General features: G+C 45.6%; 12 protein-coding genes. 6 read left to right on the forward strand and 6 right to left on the reverse strand.

All coding sequences use genetic code 11. The annotated features are described in order from the left end of the window. Positions 1-2: 2 nt before the first annotated feature. Positions 3-635, reverse strand: a complete 633-nt coding sequence (locus QZZ22_RS08230; protein ID WP_292463967.1) for an indolepyruvate oxidoreductase subunit beta — start codon at positions 633-635, stop codon at positions 3-5. Further along, complete coding sequence (iorA, locus tag QZZ22_RS08235; RefSeq protein ID WP_292463968.1) at positions 632-2521, reverse strand: indolepyruvate ferredoxin oxidoreductase subunit alpha; 1890 nt, start codon at positions 2519-2521, stop codon at positions 632-634. Before iorA ends, QZZ22_RS08230 begins: the two co-directional genes overlap by 4 nt. Before the next feature lie 289 nt (positions 2522-2810). Between iorA and QZZ22_RS08240 the strand changes: the two genes are divergently transcribed. Next, on the forward strand, positions 2811-3587 hold the full coding sequence (locus tag QZZ22_RS08240; RefSeq protein ID WP_292463969.1) for an SDR family NAD(P)-dependent oxidoreductase: 777 nt from the start codon (positions 2811-2813) through the stop codon (positions 3585-3587). 26 nt (positions 3588-3613) lie between these two features. Here QZZ22_RS08240 and fdhF read toward each other — a convergent pair whose 3' ends face one another. Next, positions 3614-6343 carry a formate dehydrogenase subunit alpha gene (gene fdhF / locus QZZ22_RS08245; RefSeq protein WP_292463970.1) on the reverse strand — a complete coding sequence of 910 codons (2730 nt, stop codon included), beginning with the start codon at positions 6341-6343 and terminating at the stop codon, positions 3614-3616. Positions 6344-6359: 16 nt separating this feature from the next. Then, on the reverse strand, positions 6360-8009 hold the full coding sequence (locus QZZ22_RS08250) for an NADH-ubiquinone oxidoreductase-F iron-sulfur binding region domain-containing protein (protein ID WP_292463971.1): 1650 nt from the start codon (positions 8007-8009) through the stop codon (positions 6360-6362). 593 nt (positions 8010-8602) lie between these two features. Here QZZ22_RS08250 and QZZ22_RS08255 point away from each other — a divergent pair. Together QZZ22_RS08255 and QZZ22_RS08260 are read left to right on the forward strand one after the other, a co-directional pair. Then, on the forward strand, positions 8603-10033 hold the full coding sequence (locus tag QZZ22_RS08255; protein ID WP_292463972.1) for a sodium:solute symporter family protein: 1431 nt from the start codon (positions 8603-8605) through the stop codon (positions 10031-10033). A 176-nt stretch (positions 10034-10209) separates the two neighbouring features. Continuing rightward, a complete protein-coding gene (locus QZZ22_RS08260; RefSeq protein WP_292464101.1) occupies positions 10210-10557 on the forward strand; it encodes a hypothetical protein in 348 nt (115 codons plus the stop codon). 77 nt (positions 10558-10634) lie between these two features. Here QZZ22_RS08260 and QZZ22_RS08265 read toward each other — a convergent pair whose 3' ends face one another. Both QZZ22_RS08265 and QZZ22_RS08270 read right to left on the reverse strand, forming a co-directional pair. Beyond that, positions 10635-11642 carry a DUF523 and DUF1722 domain-containing protein gene (locus QZZ22_RS08265; protein WP_292463973.1) on the reverse strand — a complete coding sequence of 336 codons (1008 nt, stop codon included), beginning with the start codon at positions 11640-11642 and terminating at the stop codon, positions 10635-10637. A gap of 13 nt (positions 11643-11655) precedes the next feature. Next, positions 11656-13155, reverse strand: a complete 1500-nt coding sequence (locus tag QZZ22_RS08270; RefSeq protein WP_292463974.1) for an aminoacyl-histidine dipeptidase — start codon at positions 13153-13155, stop codon at positions 11656-11658. A 99-nt stretch (positions 13156-13254) separates the two neighbouring features. Here QZZ22_RS08270 and QZZ22_RS08275 point away from each other — a divergent pair, with 99 nt between their 5' ends. The 3 genes from QZZ22_RS08275 (at position 13255) to QZZ22_RS08285 (ending at position 16218) form a co-directional block, all read left to right on the forward strand. Continuing rightward, complete coding sequence (locus QZZ22_RS08275) at positions 13255-13788, forward strand: O-acetyl-ADP-ribose deacetylase (RefSeq protein WP_292463975.1); 534 nt, start codon at positions 13255-13257, stop codon at positions 13786-13788. A 316-nt stretch (positions 13789-14104) separates the two neighbouring features. Beyond that, positions 14105-14815: a type 1 glutamine amidotransferase gene (locus tag QZZ22_RS08280; protein WP_292463976.1), complete on the forward strand. Its 711-nt coding sequence runs from the start codon at positions 14105-14107 to the stop codon at positions 14813-14815. A 113-nt stretch (positions 14816-14928) separates the two neighbouring features. Next, positions 14929-16218 (forward strand): PGF-pre-PGF domain-containing protein, encoded by a 1290-nt coding sequence (locus QZZ22_RS08285; RefSeq protein ID WP_292463977.1) that lies wholly within the window; start codon positions 14929-14931, stop codon positions 16216-16218. The last annotated feature ends 27 nt before the right edge of the window (positions 16219-16245 follow it).

Raw genomic sequence — 16245 nt, forward strand, 5'->3', positions numbered from 1 at the left:
TCTCACCTTGTCTCATTGGACGCTGCGGATTCCATACCCATTCCCTTTGTGTAAGAGATACTTTCAATGGCCATGTCAAACACGCTGCGATTAACGTCCCTGTATTTTTCCGGTATCATTTTCTCAAGCACATCCCACAGGTATTCCTGTGAGAACGGTAGCAGACCCGCACCTGCTGCAGCTGCTATCATGGCAACGTTCGCCGCCTTGTAGGTCCCTGCATCCTTTGCAAGCCGGGTGAAATCGGCAGAGATGATATTCGGACAATTGTCATTAAGGAATCCGATGAGCCTGTCAGGGTTGTATTCCTCACTTCCTCTGCCCTGAGTAGATGGCAATATAGCGTGTCCGTTCACCACGACACTGCCGCCCTTGCGCAGATAACGAAGGTTTCTGGCGGCTTCTGCGGGTTCAAGTCCTATGATGAGGTCGGCAGTTCCCTGCGGTATGAGCGAGCCGTACACATCATCCCCTATCCTCACATGGCTTGTAACGGAACCCTCCCTCTGGGCCATGCCTATTGTCTCAGCTGTAGCCACATGGAAACCTGCATCCATGGCCGCGGTGGCAAGCAGGCGGGAAGCCAACACAACACCCTGGCCACCCACGCCTGCAATAAGAATATCGAATTTCATTGCAAGACCTCCTTCAGAATAATAGCTGCCGAGGGACATGTCTGGGCACACAGGCCACAGCCGCTGCATGTATCCTGAATCACAGGCAAGCCAGAAGTTATTGAGAATATGGCGGGACATCCCAGCTGTGAGATGCAAAGCTTGCAGCCTGTGCATTTATCTTCATCAACAATATACTGCCCTGCTCCCTTGCTTATAGCAATACATTTCTCTCTGAAAACAACAGCAGAGGGACCTTCGAATTGCATAGCTTCTGTGGCTGCATCTATGCATCCCTCAAGGCTATCTGCTCCTATTGTCCTGACCAGGCCGACACCACAGCTTTTGAGGACTTCTGCTATGTCGATTATCTTTGCAGGCGAGCCTACGGCCGTTATACCGATACCCGGATGAGGCTGATGACCTGTCATGGCAGTAGTGCGGTTGTCGAGAACCGCAATAGTGATGTCAGCATTGTTGTATACCGCACTGACGACTGCAGCTATTCCTGAGTGGAAGAAGGTCGAATCACCAATAAAGGCGACCTGCTTTGCTTTTCCATTGCTGCTGTACTCCTGTGTATGGGACAGGCCGGCGGCGATGCTGATACCGGCACCCATGCAAAGGCAGGTGTCGACCATATTCAACGGCCTGGCATTCCCAAGTGTGTAACAGCCGATATCCCCGGAGAACACAGAGCCGATATCCTTCTGTGACCTCAGTTTGCCGGCAGCTTTCTTGAATGCATAGAACACTGTCCTGTGCATGCAACCTGCACACAGGGTGGGAGCCCTTATCGGGAGGGAAGGGACTTCTTTTAAGTTGATGGCAGGCAATGAATGGGAAAGGCCAGGAATATCCGTATTGCCTTTTTCCAGTGAGCTGTTGATGCCGTCAATGACAACATCGACATCGTACTCCCCGCTTACCGGGAAGCAGCCGTTCTTCTTCCCATATATGTTAACATTGAGGTGATGTTTGCCAGCCAGTTGCAGGAACTGCTCTTCCATATACGGGTCCAGCTCCTCGACAACTATCAGGTCAGTGATGCCCTTCAGGAACTCAAGAGCTGCCTTTTCAGGGAAAGGGTAAACAGTTGCTGTTTTGAAGACCGGGAACACGCCAGAAAGAGCTCTTATAGCCTCCATTGCATAGAGATAAGAGACACCCGAAGCAGCGATACCTATCCTGCTGCTTCCCTTTGATACTGAATTGAATGAGTTGTCCCCGAAGTATTCGGAGAAACGGTCCGATAATCTCAACTGAAGATCCTCCAGCAGAGGGTGCCTCTGGGCTGTCAGTTTAGGGAATATGGCCCATCTGGTGTCTTTTACAAATCCTTCGATGTCTCTGGGAACCGGAAATATGTCCCCGATGACTACGTCCGCACATCCATGGGAAACGCGTGTGGTCGTCCTGAGTATCACGGGAGTTTCCATCTCATGCGATAATTCAAAAGCCAGCAGGGTCATATCATAGGCTTCCTGCGGCGTGGAAGGATCCAGGACGGGTATGTTTGCAAAATGGCCAAACACTCTTGTGTCCTGCTCTGTCTGGGAGGAGTGCGGACCCGGATCATCGGAAACGAGGATTACGAGCGAGCCTTTCACTCCTATGTACGAGAGACTCATGAGAGGGTCAGAAGCTACGTTGAGACCGACCTGTTTCATTGTAACGATGGCATTAGCACCTGAGTATGCGGCTCCCACGGCTGTTTCGAGCGCCACCTTCTCATTGGTCGCCCATTCAGCATAAATGCCGTATTCTTTTGCATGGGAGGCTATGGTCTCCATAACCTCGTTGGAAGGTGTGCCGGGGTACCCGCTGGCTATCTGTACACCGGCTTTCATCGCACCAAAAGCGATGGCTTCGTTACCCATTAATATACGTTTACTGGACAATGGCATTCCTCTTGAATGGAGATGATATGAGAAAATGATATGAAAGATTCATATCCGGAACATGAAGCATTGCATGTATTTATACATTGATGCTAACGTATGAACTCATTATATAAAATATAAATGTTTTGTCACTGCTCTTTTGTCTCTGGAAGACGGTAAAAAGCCCATCACTAAGAAAAAGAGATTGCAATCATATCTGATAACAGATGAGGAGATGATATCATCAAAATACTTTCACTCTTCCTGAATTAGATATTTATTGTTTCAAACCAAGCCTGAGTGAGGACTAGCAATGAGCCAGACTTTTAAAATAATAGAAAACGAATTTGAGGGGAAAGTTGCTATTGTAACTGGAACCGGAACCGGAATTGGTGAGTCTATTGCCGAGAGGCTTTACGCAGGAGGCGCTTCAGTTGCGCTTATTAGCCGTCATGTTAAGCCGCTTAATGAGATTTGTAAGAGAATTGATCCTTCGGGGAAGCGCACTTTTCCAATAGAAGTTGATGTTCGCGATCCACAACACATCCAGATAGCAATACAATCGATCATCAGAAGATTCGGAAAGATTGATATTGCCGTTAACAACGCTGGAATAACAGGACCTGCAAACACTCATGTTCAAGATACTGATATAGAAATATGGCGAGATGTAATAGAAACCGATCTCAATGGCGTTTTCTATTGCATGAAATACGAAATACCAGCGATGCTTGAAAATAGGTCTGGCGCTATCGTTAACATGTCATCTGCCAATGGACTTGTTGGCCTGGCAGGCATGGCAGCTTATACAGCCGCAAAGCACGGTATAATAGGGCTAACTCGGTCTGCAGCTCTGGAATTAGCAGAGTCCAATATTCGAGTATGTGCAGTTGCTCCTGGTTATGTTGCGACTCCCAGGATCATGGATTCCGGAAAGGAAGCTACGGATTACATGGCAGCTGCGCATCCCATGAAACGCCTCGCTGCAAGAGAAGAAGTAGCCGACTTAGTAGCCTATTTACTGAGCGAGCGTGCCGCATTCATAACAGGCAGTGTTCATTGCATAGATGGAGGCTACACAGCCCAGTAGTGGAAATGGACATAATACATCAGCGATTATTTCAATTCTGGCTGTTTGTATTTTCCCCTGCTTTTCCTTATACGTGCAGCCACCACTTTATATTCTGGACACATGGTATCATTGTCGCAAACATCAGATGTCAGATAATTGACCATGCTTTCGGGGAAGTGGAAAGTGGTGCTTAATATTCCTTTTTTGACCGCAGTTGAGATACGGGCTCTGATATCTGTTTTCCCGCGTGGTGATTCTACACAGGTCATGTCTCCGTTATTGAGTGAATGTTCTTTGGCATCATCGGGGTGTATCAGAAGCACATCTTCAGTGATAAGTTGTTCATTGGGCGTACGACGGGTCATTGCCCCACTGTTGTAGTGTTCCAGACCGCGGTTGGTTGTAAGAATAAAGGGATAATCCTTGCTGTGTTGCTGCAGCTCCACAGATTCCTTATAGGTCTGTTTGTAAAATGCTCCCTTACCTCGTTTGAACGTTTCTGTGTGCAATATAGGAGTATCAATGCCACCATCATCCACAGGCCACTGCAATCCGGTCTTGCCCAGGTTTTCCCAGGTAATGCCTTTAAAGAAAGGAACAATTTGAACAATTTCATTTAAAATGCCCTGTGCCGAGTAATCGGGTTGCGGATACCCCATGCGCTGCATGACCTCCGTGATTATCTGTCCGTCGGTTTTTGTGCCGGGTAAGGGTTCAATTACCCTGTTCACACGTTGCACACGGCGCTCTCCGTTGGTGAATGTACCTTCCTTCTCCAAAAACGAAACAGCAGGTAATATCACGGTGGCAAGCCTGGAAGTTTCGGTCATGAACAATTCCTGAACTACCAGAAGATCCAGTTTGCTTAATGCTTTTACAACCATCCGGTTATTCGGATCCGTTTGCACTACATTCTCCCCAACTATCCACATAGCTTTCAGTTTATCCTGTAGCGCAGCTTCGTACATTTCCGGGATTTTATAACCAATATGCTGAGGTAATCTGGCACCGTAAAAGTTCTCATACAGGGCATGCACCTCATTGTTGGTCACATCTAAATAACCGGCACCCTGATTTGGCTGACAGCCCATATCAGCTGCGCCCTGCACATTATTCTGTCCGCGCAATGGATTGACACCCACACCAGGACGGCCTATATTGCCGGTCATCATTGCCAAATTGGCAATCATCATAACCGTTGAAGTTCCCTGTGAATTTTCGGTTGCTCCCAGCCCATGGAACGACATTGCATTTTCCGCAGAAGCATAAGCAATTGCTGCTTCACGCACCTGATTGCGATCCACGCCTGTTATGCTCTCCAGTTCATCAATATTCTGCGAGAGGACATGTTGTTTAAAAACTTTAAATCCTTCGGTGCGTTGTTCTATAAACTGAACATCCACTAAATTCTCTTTGATGATATAATAAAAGAAAATATTCATCAAAGCTATATTGGTACCGGGTTTCAGTTGCAGGTGATGATGTGCATAACGGGCCAGTTCGGTCTTGCGGGGATCGATCACTATCAGTGTCGTATCCTTCATAGCGGCCTGTCTGATCTTTGCACCTGTAACCGGATGTGCATCGGTGGGATTGGCTCCGAACACCAATATGCAATCGGTGTATTTGATATCTTCAATTGAATTGGTGGCGGCACCGGTGCCAAAGGTGCGTTGCATCCCTAAGGCAGTGGGAGCGTGGCACACACGGGCACAATTATCAATATTGTTCGTGCCGACCACTGCACGCATGAACTTTTGCATCAGGTAGTTCTCTTCGTTGGGACAACGCGCTGATGAAATACCAGCGATATGATCAGGGCCATTTTCTTTGATTATCCGGTTCAATTCAGAGACAATAAGATCATAGGCTTCATCCCAGGTGGCTTCAACAAATGCACCATCCTTTTTGATCAATGGTGTTCTGATACGATCGGGATGATCATAAAATGAAAATGCATATCGTCCTTTCAGACACAGATGACCGGGATTGACCTTGCTGTCCCACGGAGCCTCTATCGATCTTACTTTTCCATCTTTGACAGATACCTCTAAATTACACCCTGCACCGCAATAAGTGCAAACGGTCCGGACCTTTTTATCTGCAACAATGGATTTGGATTCATATACATCCGATATCGCAGAAGTAGGACATGCCTGCGCACAGGCTCCGCAACTTACGCAGGAGGATTCCATAAAAGATGTATCCATGCCTTTTACAATTCTGCTTTCAAATCCCCTACCGGCCATGCTTAGCACAAACATTCCCTGGACCTCGTCACAAGCTCTTACACAACGTGAGCAATTGATGCATTTAGACATATCCGAGGTCATGTAAGGATGGCTCAGGTCCCTGGTTCTGTTCAGATGATCCTTACCGGCCGGATATCGTACATCTCTCACACCCACACGTGCAGCTACTTCCTGCAGTTCGCAATTGTTGTTCACCTCACAGATCAGACAATCCAGTGGGTGGTCGGTAAGCACTAATTCGATAATATTCTTACGTAATTTCAGAATGCGTTCTGATGAAGGATAGATGTGCATCCCTTCTGCAACCGGTGTATGACACGAAGCCACTACTTTAACGGGACCATCCTGCTCTAATGCAACATCCACACTGCACACTCTGCATGCACCAAAGGGTTTCAAATGGGGTGCATCACATAAGGTTGGGATCAGTTTATCGCCATGTGAACGTTTCACAAATTGCAATATACTTTCGCCTTCCAGAATGGCGTGTGGTTGATCATTGATATATGCTAGTTTGTTCATGTGCGTCGAAAAAGGTTTATTCAAAATAATCTTCTAATTCCCTGTCAAAATACTGCAGCGCATTTTTAACAGGTAAGGGTAACCCGCTTCCAAGGGCGCAAAGGGAACCCTGTTGCATAGTGTCAAGTAGGTCGCTGAATAATTGCCGGTCTATTTTGTAATTGCTTTGGGTTGCTTTTTGCAGCAACTCAAAACCACGTGTGGAGCCTAATCTGCAGGGGAAGCATTTTCCACAGCTTTCATGAGCCGTGAATTTAAACAGGTGTTTTATGTATTCGATCATCGGGAAGCTTTCGGGAATGCATACAATGGAAGCATGCCCCAGTAAAAAGCCATTTTCAGCAAAGGATTCAAATGAGATATGTAAGGAGTTGACCTTGGATACCGGAACCAGACCACCTAATGGCCCCCCAATGTGCAAAGCTTTTACATTGCTCTTGAAACCACCGCCTAATTGTTCAATTACAGTTTTAAGCGGGGTGCCCATTTCAACTTCATAAATACCAGGTCTTTTAAAGAAACTATCCAGCGAAACCAATTTGGTGCCTTTGGATCTTGAAGTGCCGATCTGATTAAAACAATCACCGCCCTGCTCAAGAATAAATGGAACATTGGCAAATGTTTCAACACTGTTCACCAATGTAGGCATGTTGGACAGACCCTGTTGAGCCGGAAAAGGTGGCCGAACACGTACTTCTGGGCGTTGTCCTTCTATGGATGAAAGTAATGCCGTTTCTTCACCACAGATGTAAGCGCCTTGAGCTTTGATCAGTTTAAACACAAACGAGAAACCCGAATTGAGAATATTAGTTCCCAGTAAATTCAAATCTTCCAGTTTTCGGATACTTTGCTCGATAATCATCTGTGATCCTGGATATTCTGCTCTGACATAGACTACACCAGTATTCGAGCCACTTACGTAGCCCGCTATCAGCATGCCTAATAAGACCCTGAAAGGCTGTTGTTCCAGCAAATGCCGATCAGAGTAAGCTCCGGGGTCACCCTCGTCGGCATTGCAAACAATGAATTTATGTTTGCCTTCAGCTTCTTTAATAACTTCCAGTTTGATCCCCATCGGGAAACCGGCTCCACCACGCCCTGCTAATTGTGCTTTCTTGACCTCGTCCAGAACCTCATCAGGCATTAGCGTAAATAAGTGATGTAAACGATTGGCAAATGCTTCAGCGGTTAATGCGGGTTTCATTAAGATGGACTTTCCTAGTGCCTGAGCTATGTATGTCTCTTGTGTAATGACTTTTGATCTGATTACTGAAGCAATATCATTAATATCCTTACCTGAATAGTTCTGTCCACTATAATGGAATGCATTATTCTCATGGCACCTGCCCAGACAGGTCATTTCACCAATCTGTTCTTCTTTCAGGTGTTTTTTCAATTCACTTTTTACCCGCGATTGTGTGCCGGCACATAAGCAAGCGCTTCCGTTGCATACATATGCTTTTTTGCCTTTGTTCTGAGGTTGAAGAAATTCATAAAATGAGAATGTACTATAGATGGCGGCTTCACCCATCAAATTGTCTTTGGCAATTTGTTGCATTTCCTGAATCTCAGGCGTGCCGCTTGCTTGCGCTAACAAACCTAGTTTTTCAAACAGGTTTTCATGTAAACCTTTGCGACCGGATAAACAACTTAAATTTTCTGACATCAGATTTTTGGGTCCTTTTATTGTTGGTTTTCATGATCCAATCATTTCTTCTACAAAGTTTCAGGTTTGTAATAGCCCATTTCGAATAAGTACATCTAATTTTCCTTTTAGTTGGTGTTGTGCTGAAGAACCTTTCTTTTATATTCATAAATTATTATTTATATTTTTCTATTAAAACTGCATTACTAAGTGAGACACGAATGTTGTATGCATCTCGTTTACATTCACCACCTCTAAGCCAGAAAGCATCAATAAAATAGTTGCTATCAACAATTCTATAAGATCTAGGACTGAAAATGAGTGCTTTACCCAAAACTCCAATGGGATTTAATGTTTTAACATGGCCTATCAGAGATAAATAAAAACATTTTTAAACTTAAATGTGCTTTCATGTACATTTTAGTACATAATAATTCATCACAATAGGAGAATATCATTTGATATTGATAGATAGCCACAAAAACGAAGTCATTGTAAAACACGAAGGCATTGAGAAGGAGAGGGATTCATAATGCCTCTTCCATATATCTATCTTATAATTTCCATCATAATCATGTTGGGTATCACGTTCTATTTCATACTGAGGCGCGAACATGCTTAATCATATCCTCCTGGTATTATATGTGGCCGGAATCCTTTTGCTCTCCCTGAAACTCAGGCAGGGAACTTTTTCAGGATTTGTGGTATCGGACCGCAATGTGATACACCCCGCAGTTATAGGTATAGCCTATATGGCTGCCTATTTCAGCGCTGCCTCTTTTCTGGGTGGGGGAGGCTACGGGCTTATAGCCGGCCTCCCATGGGTCATCTGGGCAGTTTTCTTCCACGTTGCCTTTGCCTGCCTTGCATTCCTCATTGCACCCAAGATATGGACAGCATCCCAGAAGTACGATGCCAAAACAGTACCCCAGCTACTGGAACGAAGATATAATTCCCAGAGAGGCAAGGTCCTGCTTGCAGGGATCATGCTGCTGATGTACACAGTATATCTGGTCGCTATCTTCAAGGGCTGTGCCAATCTTTTCCAGGGCCTCCTCGGAGTTACATATGTCCATGGCCTGCTGATAACTGTGGCAATAGTGGCTCTTTACTATGTAATAGGAGGACTGCCGGCCATCCTGTGGATCAGCTTTCTGCAGGGACTTATTATGCTGGTAGGTGCCGTGTTCCTTTACGGAGGACTTATCTCAAGCGGTGGCGGGATTGGCATCTGGGATATGATCCCAGAGAATATACTGAGCATGAGCGGAGCCTCAGTCCCGTGGCAAAAGACATTCGGGAATGCCTTTGCAATAAGTCTAGGCCTTCTGGCACTGCCTGACCTGCTGATCATGCTGTTCTCTGCCAGGGATAAAAGAGTGGTGCGCTTCGCAGGTATCTATGGCCCTATATCCATTACCATCTACGCATTATGCATCTTCTCTCTGGGCGTGCTGGCCTATGGAGTGTTCAGCTCGGAACAACTGGCCCCCTTCATGGCGAACCCCGACGGGCTGGTACCGTTTCTGGCAACATCATTGCTGCCACCAGGATTTGATAGCATCGTGCTGCTGGCTGCTATCTCTGCTGCCATGTCCACAATGAGCGCTATTGTGCTGGTAACGACAACCGCCCTTACTTCAGATATCCTGAAGTACGTGCGCCCTGCCACTTCTGATGATAAGGTGCTCCTTATGACAAGGATAGTTGGTGTAATCATTATTCTCGTGTCGGCATTCTTCGCATTGGACGTACCCCAGATGATAGTGCCACTGGTTTCCGCAAGCATGGGAGTGATTGCCTGCTGCGTCTTTATCCCGCTCATTTTCGGACTTTACTGGGAGCGCGGTACTTCAACAGGGTTTACTGCAAGCCTTATGGCAAGCTTTGGCTCGATAGTGCTCTGGCAGCTCTTTGGTAATCCCCTCGTTCATCCCGTATTCGTCGGTCTGATATGTGGCACCCTGGCTTATCTGGGAGGAAGCCTGGCAAGTGCCCGCCCTATCCCGACCACAGTTGGCGATATTGATGTAATAATTGATTGATGAAGTGGGACACATCAGATTCTGAACAGGTGCTGAAAACTGTTCATCAGCACCTTTTTTATTAGGACTTTTTATCAAGTGCTTTTCTCCGTTAGATCCTTAACCAGGGTCAGTCCATGAAAACAGATTTAACTTATCAAAATGAATAAAAATAAAAGGTGTTCCTATTGAAGAATGTGATAAACAAGAGTTTCGAGATACAGGATTACATGCTTGATGGCGCACTTGTCAACGGTTTCTGGATGACACTTGAAGACAGGGAGAATCTGACAGCAGAAATTATTTACACGCCTGTAGATGGAAAGTCCTTTGAGCCGGCTACCACAGAAAAGATGATAAGTGGAATTACCACAAAATGTGACAACTTCAGATCACTGCTCCCGGAGAATGTGAATTGTGAGGTCACCTTCAAGGATTTTAATGGCCTGACATATACTGCGAATGGAAACTTTCCTGACATTGAATCTAAAGAACTGGCTGAGATAAGGGCTGTTTACAGGTTTTATGTTGAATATTACATTTGATCTTGACAGTGATCTTTTTAAGATTACTGATGCTACACTGTAGCACTTTATTCTTTTTGCCATGGCCGGACTATTTACTAATCGACCCAGTAGTCTTTATCCCTCTTTTCGCCACAGGGCATCCGAAGGATTTCAGGATATGGATACAGTATAGTATTATTATTCATATCCGTTCCACCATAAAGCACTACAGACAGTCGGAGAACTTCCGTCAGGGCATCCTCATCAACCCTATTCTCCCTGTAATTTACAAAGAGGTCTTCATAGTAATCCTTTTCGTGGGAGGACATCGATTCCTCGAAACAGGATAAGATGCTTCTTGCGGTATTAATCCTGGAATCGGCGTCTCCAGGCTTTTTCATGAGACTTTTAAGCAATTTCTCATAGGAGTCAACGGCCTCTATAAACTGTTCATACCCACCATTGGTATCATTTGCAAGTATGTTCGCAAGTAGCTCGCACATCTTCCCATACGTAGCACTATCGTAGAACGAGAACAGGAACATATTCTTTTTGTTGAATTCCACAATCTCTTCCATGGAGCCTGAAGCTTTGACATGCCTGAAGTCCGCAAAAGTGTACAGCTGGGTGAGAAAGTGGTGCCTTATCCTGTAATTGCGCAGCCTGTCATCCTCTTCCATCGGAAAACCGGAGTACTTAGCCAGAATCTTCTTTGCGAAGAATCCCGCACCTTTCTCAACTACGGGAGCCATTTCATTACCTGCGTAGACTTTTATGTTGCGTATCCCGATAGTAGGGGAGCCGGATTTGAATATGAAGCCGTCCACATCGTCCATGGAAGCCAGGAACTGATCAGTGAAAGCATCCATCCTGTCAGTCAGGTCTTCTCCGGTGGCTGGCTGGATCAATCTGTATTCATGCCCCTTTTTAACTATCCGAATGGGATCTCTCGGGACCCCCATACCAATATCACATTCCGGGCAGACCTTGAGGAAATCCACCAGCGGCATGAGATCCCTTATTATCTGTGACCGTACGAGTTGCCCGTTATACCTGACATTCTCAAATTCAAGACACTTACTTACAAGTACTATTGGACGCGGAAAATCTCTTTTCTCGATCATATGAAATTTACTCCTATCTCTTTGTATTGGCTTTTAGATCCTGCCCGAATGATGCAAGAAGAGCAAGCAGGAATTCCCATACCTTGAGAACCGAGGGAATGTAGAGCCTTTCATCCGGAGAATGCGGATTTCTTATGGTTGGCCCGAAAGATATCATATCCATACCCGGGAATTTCGAGCCTATGACCGCGCATTCAAGTCCTGCGTGTATCACTTCAGTTCTCGGTTCCCCTGCAAATGTTTTGGAATAAATATCCTTGCAGCGCTTCATAAGGAATGAGGATAGATCAGGTTGCCACGGAGAATATCCACTGCTGTGTGTAATATCCGCTCCTGCTGATCCTGCAATTAGTGCCACTTTCTTAGTGATTTCCTGTAACTCGGTATTAACAGAACTGCGCTGGCTTGTGACTATCACAAACCTGTCACCTACCTTGGCATCTTCGGCTCTGCCTGCCTCGGTCCTGATAGTCGCCAGATTGCTTGATGTCTGTACAATCCCGGGCATGTTTTCCGACATCCTGACAACTCCATGTGGCAGCTTTTCTAGGAGGGATACGATTGTCAGCCCCTGATCCCGGGACACTGGCAGCAAGCTCTCATCTGCGACCTGCAAGAAGATATTTATCGACAGGGCAGGATCGTACTCACTATACTCACTCCTGGCTCCTTCTTCAGTCTGCCTGATTATTGACACGGCGCTCTCATATTGATCAGGAGGCATGCTCACCAGAGCTTCAGCATGACGAGAAATAGCGTTATGGGCAGAACCGCCATCGATACTCAGGAGAAGCAGGCTGGTGCTATCCACGAGACTGTTGAGGGCAGACACCAGAAGTTTGTTGGCGTTAGCTCTTTTTTCATGAATATCCACACCTGAGTGACCTCCGGCCAGGCCGCTCACCACCAGGCAGTAAACACGGTGATTCTCCGGAAGTGATGTACGCTCCAGCGGCATGCTTATGGTCGTGTTCATGCCGCCGGCACAGCCGGTTATGAATACGCCTTCTTCCTCTGAGTCAAGGTTAAGCAGTATCTTCCCGGAAATAAAATCCGGCGTGAGCTCATTTGCACCTGTCAGCCCTGTTTCCTCATCTACAGTAAAAAGCAGTTCAAGTGGGGGGTGGGGAATCTCCCTGTGACGTGCAAGCACAAGAACTATCGCAAGCGCTATACCGTTATCAGCACCAAGCGTTGTGCCATCCGCTCTCACCCAGTCGCCTTCGATGATATGCCTTATGGGATCCTTACTGAAGTCATGTAGCGAGCCTTGCTTTTTCTCGCATACCATATCCATATGTCCCTGGATCACCACCAAGGGTGAGGTTTCATAGCCTTTTGAGGCAGGCACACTGATAATGACATTGTTCACGCTGTCGAACTTGAAGCTGAGGCCTGCTTCCAGGGCCTGTTCCTTAAGCCAGTTGGCTATGTTTTCCTCATGCCTGGAACATCGCGGAATGGTGTTAATATCCTCAAACACTTCAAGTATTTCCTTTGTGACCGTGTCCATGATTATTCTCTCGCTTACTTTTATTAGTACTTACCGTTAATAATGATCTATCCCTAAACCATGCCCTCTGAATAATAAAGAACAGGAGCTATCAGAAGAATGTTCTGCAAAGACCAATGCATAATAAGTGTAATTATGGGCGACATAGTGGAACAGAAAGTTGATGCGATAGTTAACGCAGCCAACAACTCGCTCCTGGGAGGAGGCGGGGTCGACGGGGCAATACACAGGGCTGCTGGCCTACAGCTCCTTGAGGAGTGCAGTATCTTGGGTGGCTGTCCCACAGGCGAGGCAAGGATAACCCAAGGTTACAGACTGCCTGCGAGGTGGGTGATACACACTGTAGGCCCTGTATGGGATGGAGGAAATTCCGGAGAGGAAGTGATGCTGGAAAGTGCGTACAGGAACTCGCTTGAACTTGCTGTGGAGTACGAGCTGCAGAGTATCGCGTTTCCTGGAATCAGCATTGGAGCGTATGGTTTCCCGGTGGGAAAAGCTTCAGTCATCGCAGTTAGAACAATAAGTGAGTTTCTTGCAAGTAATGACACTCTCACAGACATCCGGCTTATCTGTTTTAACGAAACAGCACTCTTAAGCTATTCAAAGGCATTAGATGAACTATTCCCGAGATGATCATTGGCAGATGCCTCCATCATTATGATGAGTACTATCATATTACGGGGTATAGAAATAATTATATATCAGAATATTAGAAGAGATATTGAACATATCTCAAAAATAGAGGGTCCAGGAAGGATTCTTAAGAATCAGAAGTGATATGGACATGGTGGTACGGGTTACCCGAACCCGTGGAAAACGGCAGACCCCGAAGAACAATTGCATTCATACCTAGTTGAGTATGAGCCTAATACCTGGTGGTGGGGTTCTTCGGGGTTCACTCTCATTTTTCGGAGTAAGCATTTATCTTTAAGGGGCATCTCTAGCACTCATGAAAGTCCTGATCATCAAGAACGCACAGCATGAAGGTCCGGGAATCCTTGAACACCTCCTGGAGAAGAATAGCATACAGTATGATATCATTGATCATGAACCCGGAATGATTTTTCCTGATCCAACCCAATATAATGCAGTCTTTGTTTTAGGGGGCTCGGACAGTGCTAACGATACAACCAGAAAAATGATTGACGAGCTGAGAATGATCAAGCTGGCAGTAGAAAGCAAAATACCATACCTTGGTATTTGCCTTGGGATGCAGGCTCTTGTAAAGGCATGCGGTGGAGATGTGCACAAGAACCCTATAAGAGAAATTGGGACAAGAGGGCCGGATGGTAATTTATTCACAATGGACATCTGCCCGGGAAAAGGAAATGACCCCCTGTTCAGCGGGCTGACCGGCCCCCTGAAGATATTCCACCTTCACGGCGAAACCGTTAGTCTGCCTGAAAATATGGAATTGCTTGCAACGGGAAAGTTCTGCAGGCATCAAATAATAAAGGTCGGCAAGAATGCTTACGGGATACAGGGACATTTTGAACTTACCCCGGAGATGCTCAATGAATGGATGTCAATAGACCCGGAACTTAAATGTGGGAACAGTGAACGAATTACACGCGACTTTCTTTCCATCTATGAGGAATACAGGAGCGACGGGGAAAGACTGTTCACTAACTTCCTGATGGCTGCAGGGCTTACTGAGTAGATGATATCACTTTAACAAGCTTGTAATCCTTTGCAAGTAAATTGAGCGCAATTAAATAAATTTAATAAATATATTTATCTGTACATGCACCTTATATGCTTTAAGGTGTACTGATGACAGGGATAAAGAAACATTCATACTTTGGGCAAATGCTGGCGCAGATATCTATTGTATTTATGCTTGCGCTATTATGTTTTGCTTTTATGACTCCCGCCTGCGCACAGGCAACCGTGACCATCTATCCATCCAGCCAGGATGTGTATACAAACAATACTTTCAGTATTTATGTCGATATTGAGCCGAAAGACTCTTTTCTAGGTGCACAACTCGACATAAGATTTGATAAGGACATCATTGTTGCAAACAAGGTGGAAGAAGGAAACCTCTTTGGCCGGGATAGTACCCCATATATATTCAACAGTGGAGCCATCGATAATTCTGCGGGTTCGGTCACTGGTTCATATGCCGTAACTTTAGGAGGGACATACATCACTGAGCCAGGTAATTTTATCCGGATCGACTGCACAACTCAAGGTAAAGAAGGATATAGTCCTCTTGAGCTCTCCAATGTCATACTGAGCAATTCTCTTGGTCAGCAAATCCCTGTTACCGTGAGAAACGGAGGGATTTTTGTTCGCAATGAGAATGAACAGCCGGAAACAATTGAAGATGGGCCTCTTGGAGGAGATGGAGGAGGGAGCGGAGGTGGCTCCGGCACATCAGAGGATGCAGCAAATATCAGTCTGAAAGAAGTGAAAACGGTTAATGTCATGAGCAACACAAACGTTTCCTATCCGTTCAGTGAACAGGAAAATCCTGTTCAATATATTACTTATTATTCCCTCAAGAATGCGGGCCAGATAACAAGCAGTATAGAAGTACTGAAAAACGTCTCAGTGACTGCGACAAATGTTCCGCCTGGAACGGTTTACAAACACGTTAATATTTGGGTTGGAAAACATGGATATGCAACAGAAGAAAATATAGAGGGAGCGGTTATTGGTTTTAGAGTGTCAAAGGAATGGATGAAAATAAATGGTTTTGATTCCAGTTCCATCAGAATTTACAGGTTTAATAATGGAGAGTGGAGAGAACTTCAGACCAATATTGCAGGCGATGATCAAGAATTCGTTTTCTTCAAGGCGGATACACCCGGCTTTTCTCCATTTGCGATTACAGCTTTTGCACTGGCTACAAGCAGCATGGAAAGCAATTACCATGTGTTCATGGATATGAAAACAGATACTTATGAGATAGCAGAAGGCCCCGATCTGGAAAATGAAGCATCTGTAACCGGACAAGATAGTGATAATAAGCAGACGCTTGGTCAGAACTCAGCATTGTTCCTTCTAGTGGCCCTGATAAGTATTACCATAATAAATGTCTTCCTGAGAAAAGAATGATCTTCTCCCAGGAATCATCTTCTTTTT

Source organism: Methanolobus sp., assembly GCF_016278365.1.
In the GTDB taxonomy this organism is placed as follows: domain Archaea; phylum Halobacteriota; class Methanosarcinia; order Methanosarcinales; family Methanosarcinaceae; genus Methanolobus.

What these genes read in the sequence shown, in the direction of transcription:
- QZZ22_RS08280 (WP_292463976.1), top strand. Translation starts at nt 14,105, where the DNA reads ATGAAAGTCCTGATCATCAAGAACGCACAGCATGAAGGTCCGGGAATC.
- QZZ22_RS08275 (WP_292463975.1), top strand. Translation starts at nt 13,255, where the DNA reads ATGTTCTGCAAAGACCAATGCATAATAAGTGTAATTATGGGCGACATA.
- QZZ22_RS08270 (WP_292463974.1), bottom strand. Translation starts at nt 13,155, where the DNA reads ATGGACACGGTCACAAAGGAAATACTTGAAGTGTTTGAGGATATTAAC.
- QZZ22_RS08255 (WP_292463972.1), top strand. Translation starts at nt 8,603, where the DNA reads ATGCTTAATCATATCCTCCTGGTATTATATGTGGCCGGAATCCTTTTG.
- QZZ22_RS08250 (WP_292463971.1), bottom strand. Translation starts at nt 8,009, where the DNA reads ATGTCAGAAAATTTAAGTTGTTTATCCGGTCGCAAAGGTTTACATGAA.
- QZZ22_RS08285 (WP_292463977.1), top strand. Translation starts at nt 14,929, where the DNA reads ATGACAGGGATAAAGAAACATTCATACTTTGGGCAAATGCTGGCGCAG.
- fdhF (WP_292463970.1), bottom strand. Translation starts at nt 6,343, where the DNA reads ATGAACAAACTAGCATATATCAATGATCAACCACACGCCATTCTGGAA.
- QZZ22_RS08265 (WP_292463973.1), bottom strand. Translation starts at nt 11,642, where the DNA reads ATGATCGAGAAAAGAGATTTTCCGCGTCCAATAGTACTTGTAAGTAAG.
- iorA (WP_292463968.1), bottom strand. Translation starts at nt 2,521, where the DNA reads ATGCCATTGTCCAGTAAACGTATATTAATGGGTAACGAAGCCATCGCT.
- QZZ22_RS08230 (WP_292463967.1), bottom strand. Translation starts at nt 635, where the DNA reads ATGAAATTCGATATTCTTATTGCAGGCGTGGGTGGCCAGGGTGTTGTG.
- QZZ22_RS08240 (WP_292463969.1), top strand. Translation starts at nt 2,811, where the DNA reads ATGAGCCAGACTTTTAAAATAATAGAAAACGAATTTGAGGGGAAAGTT.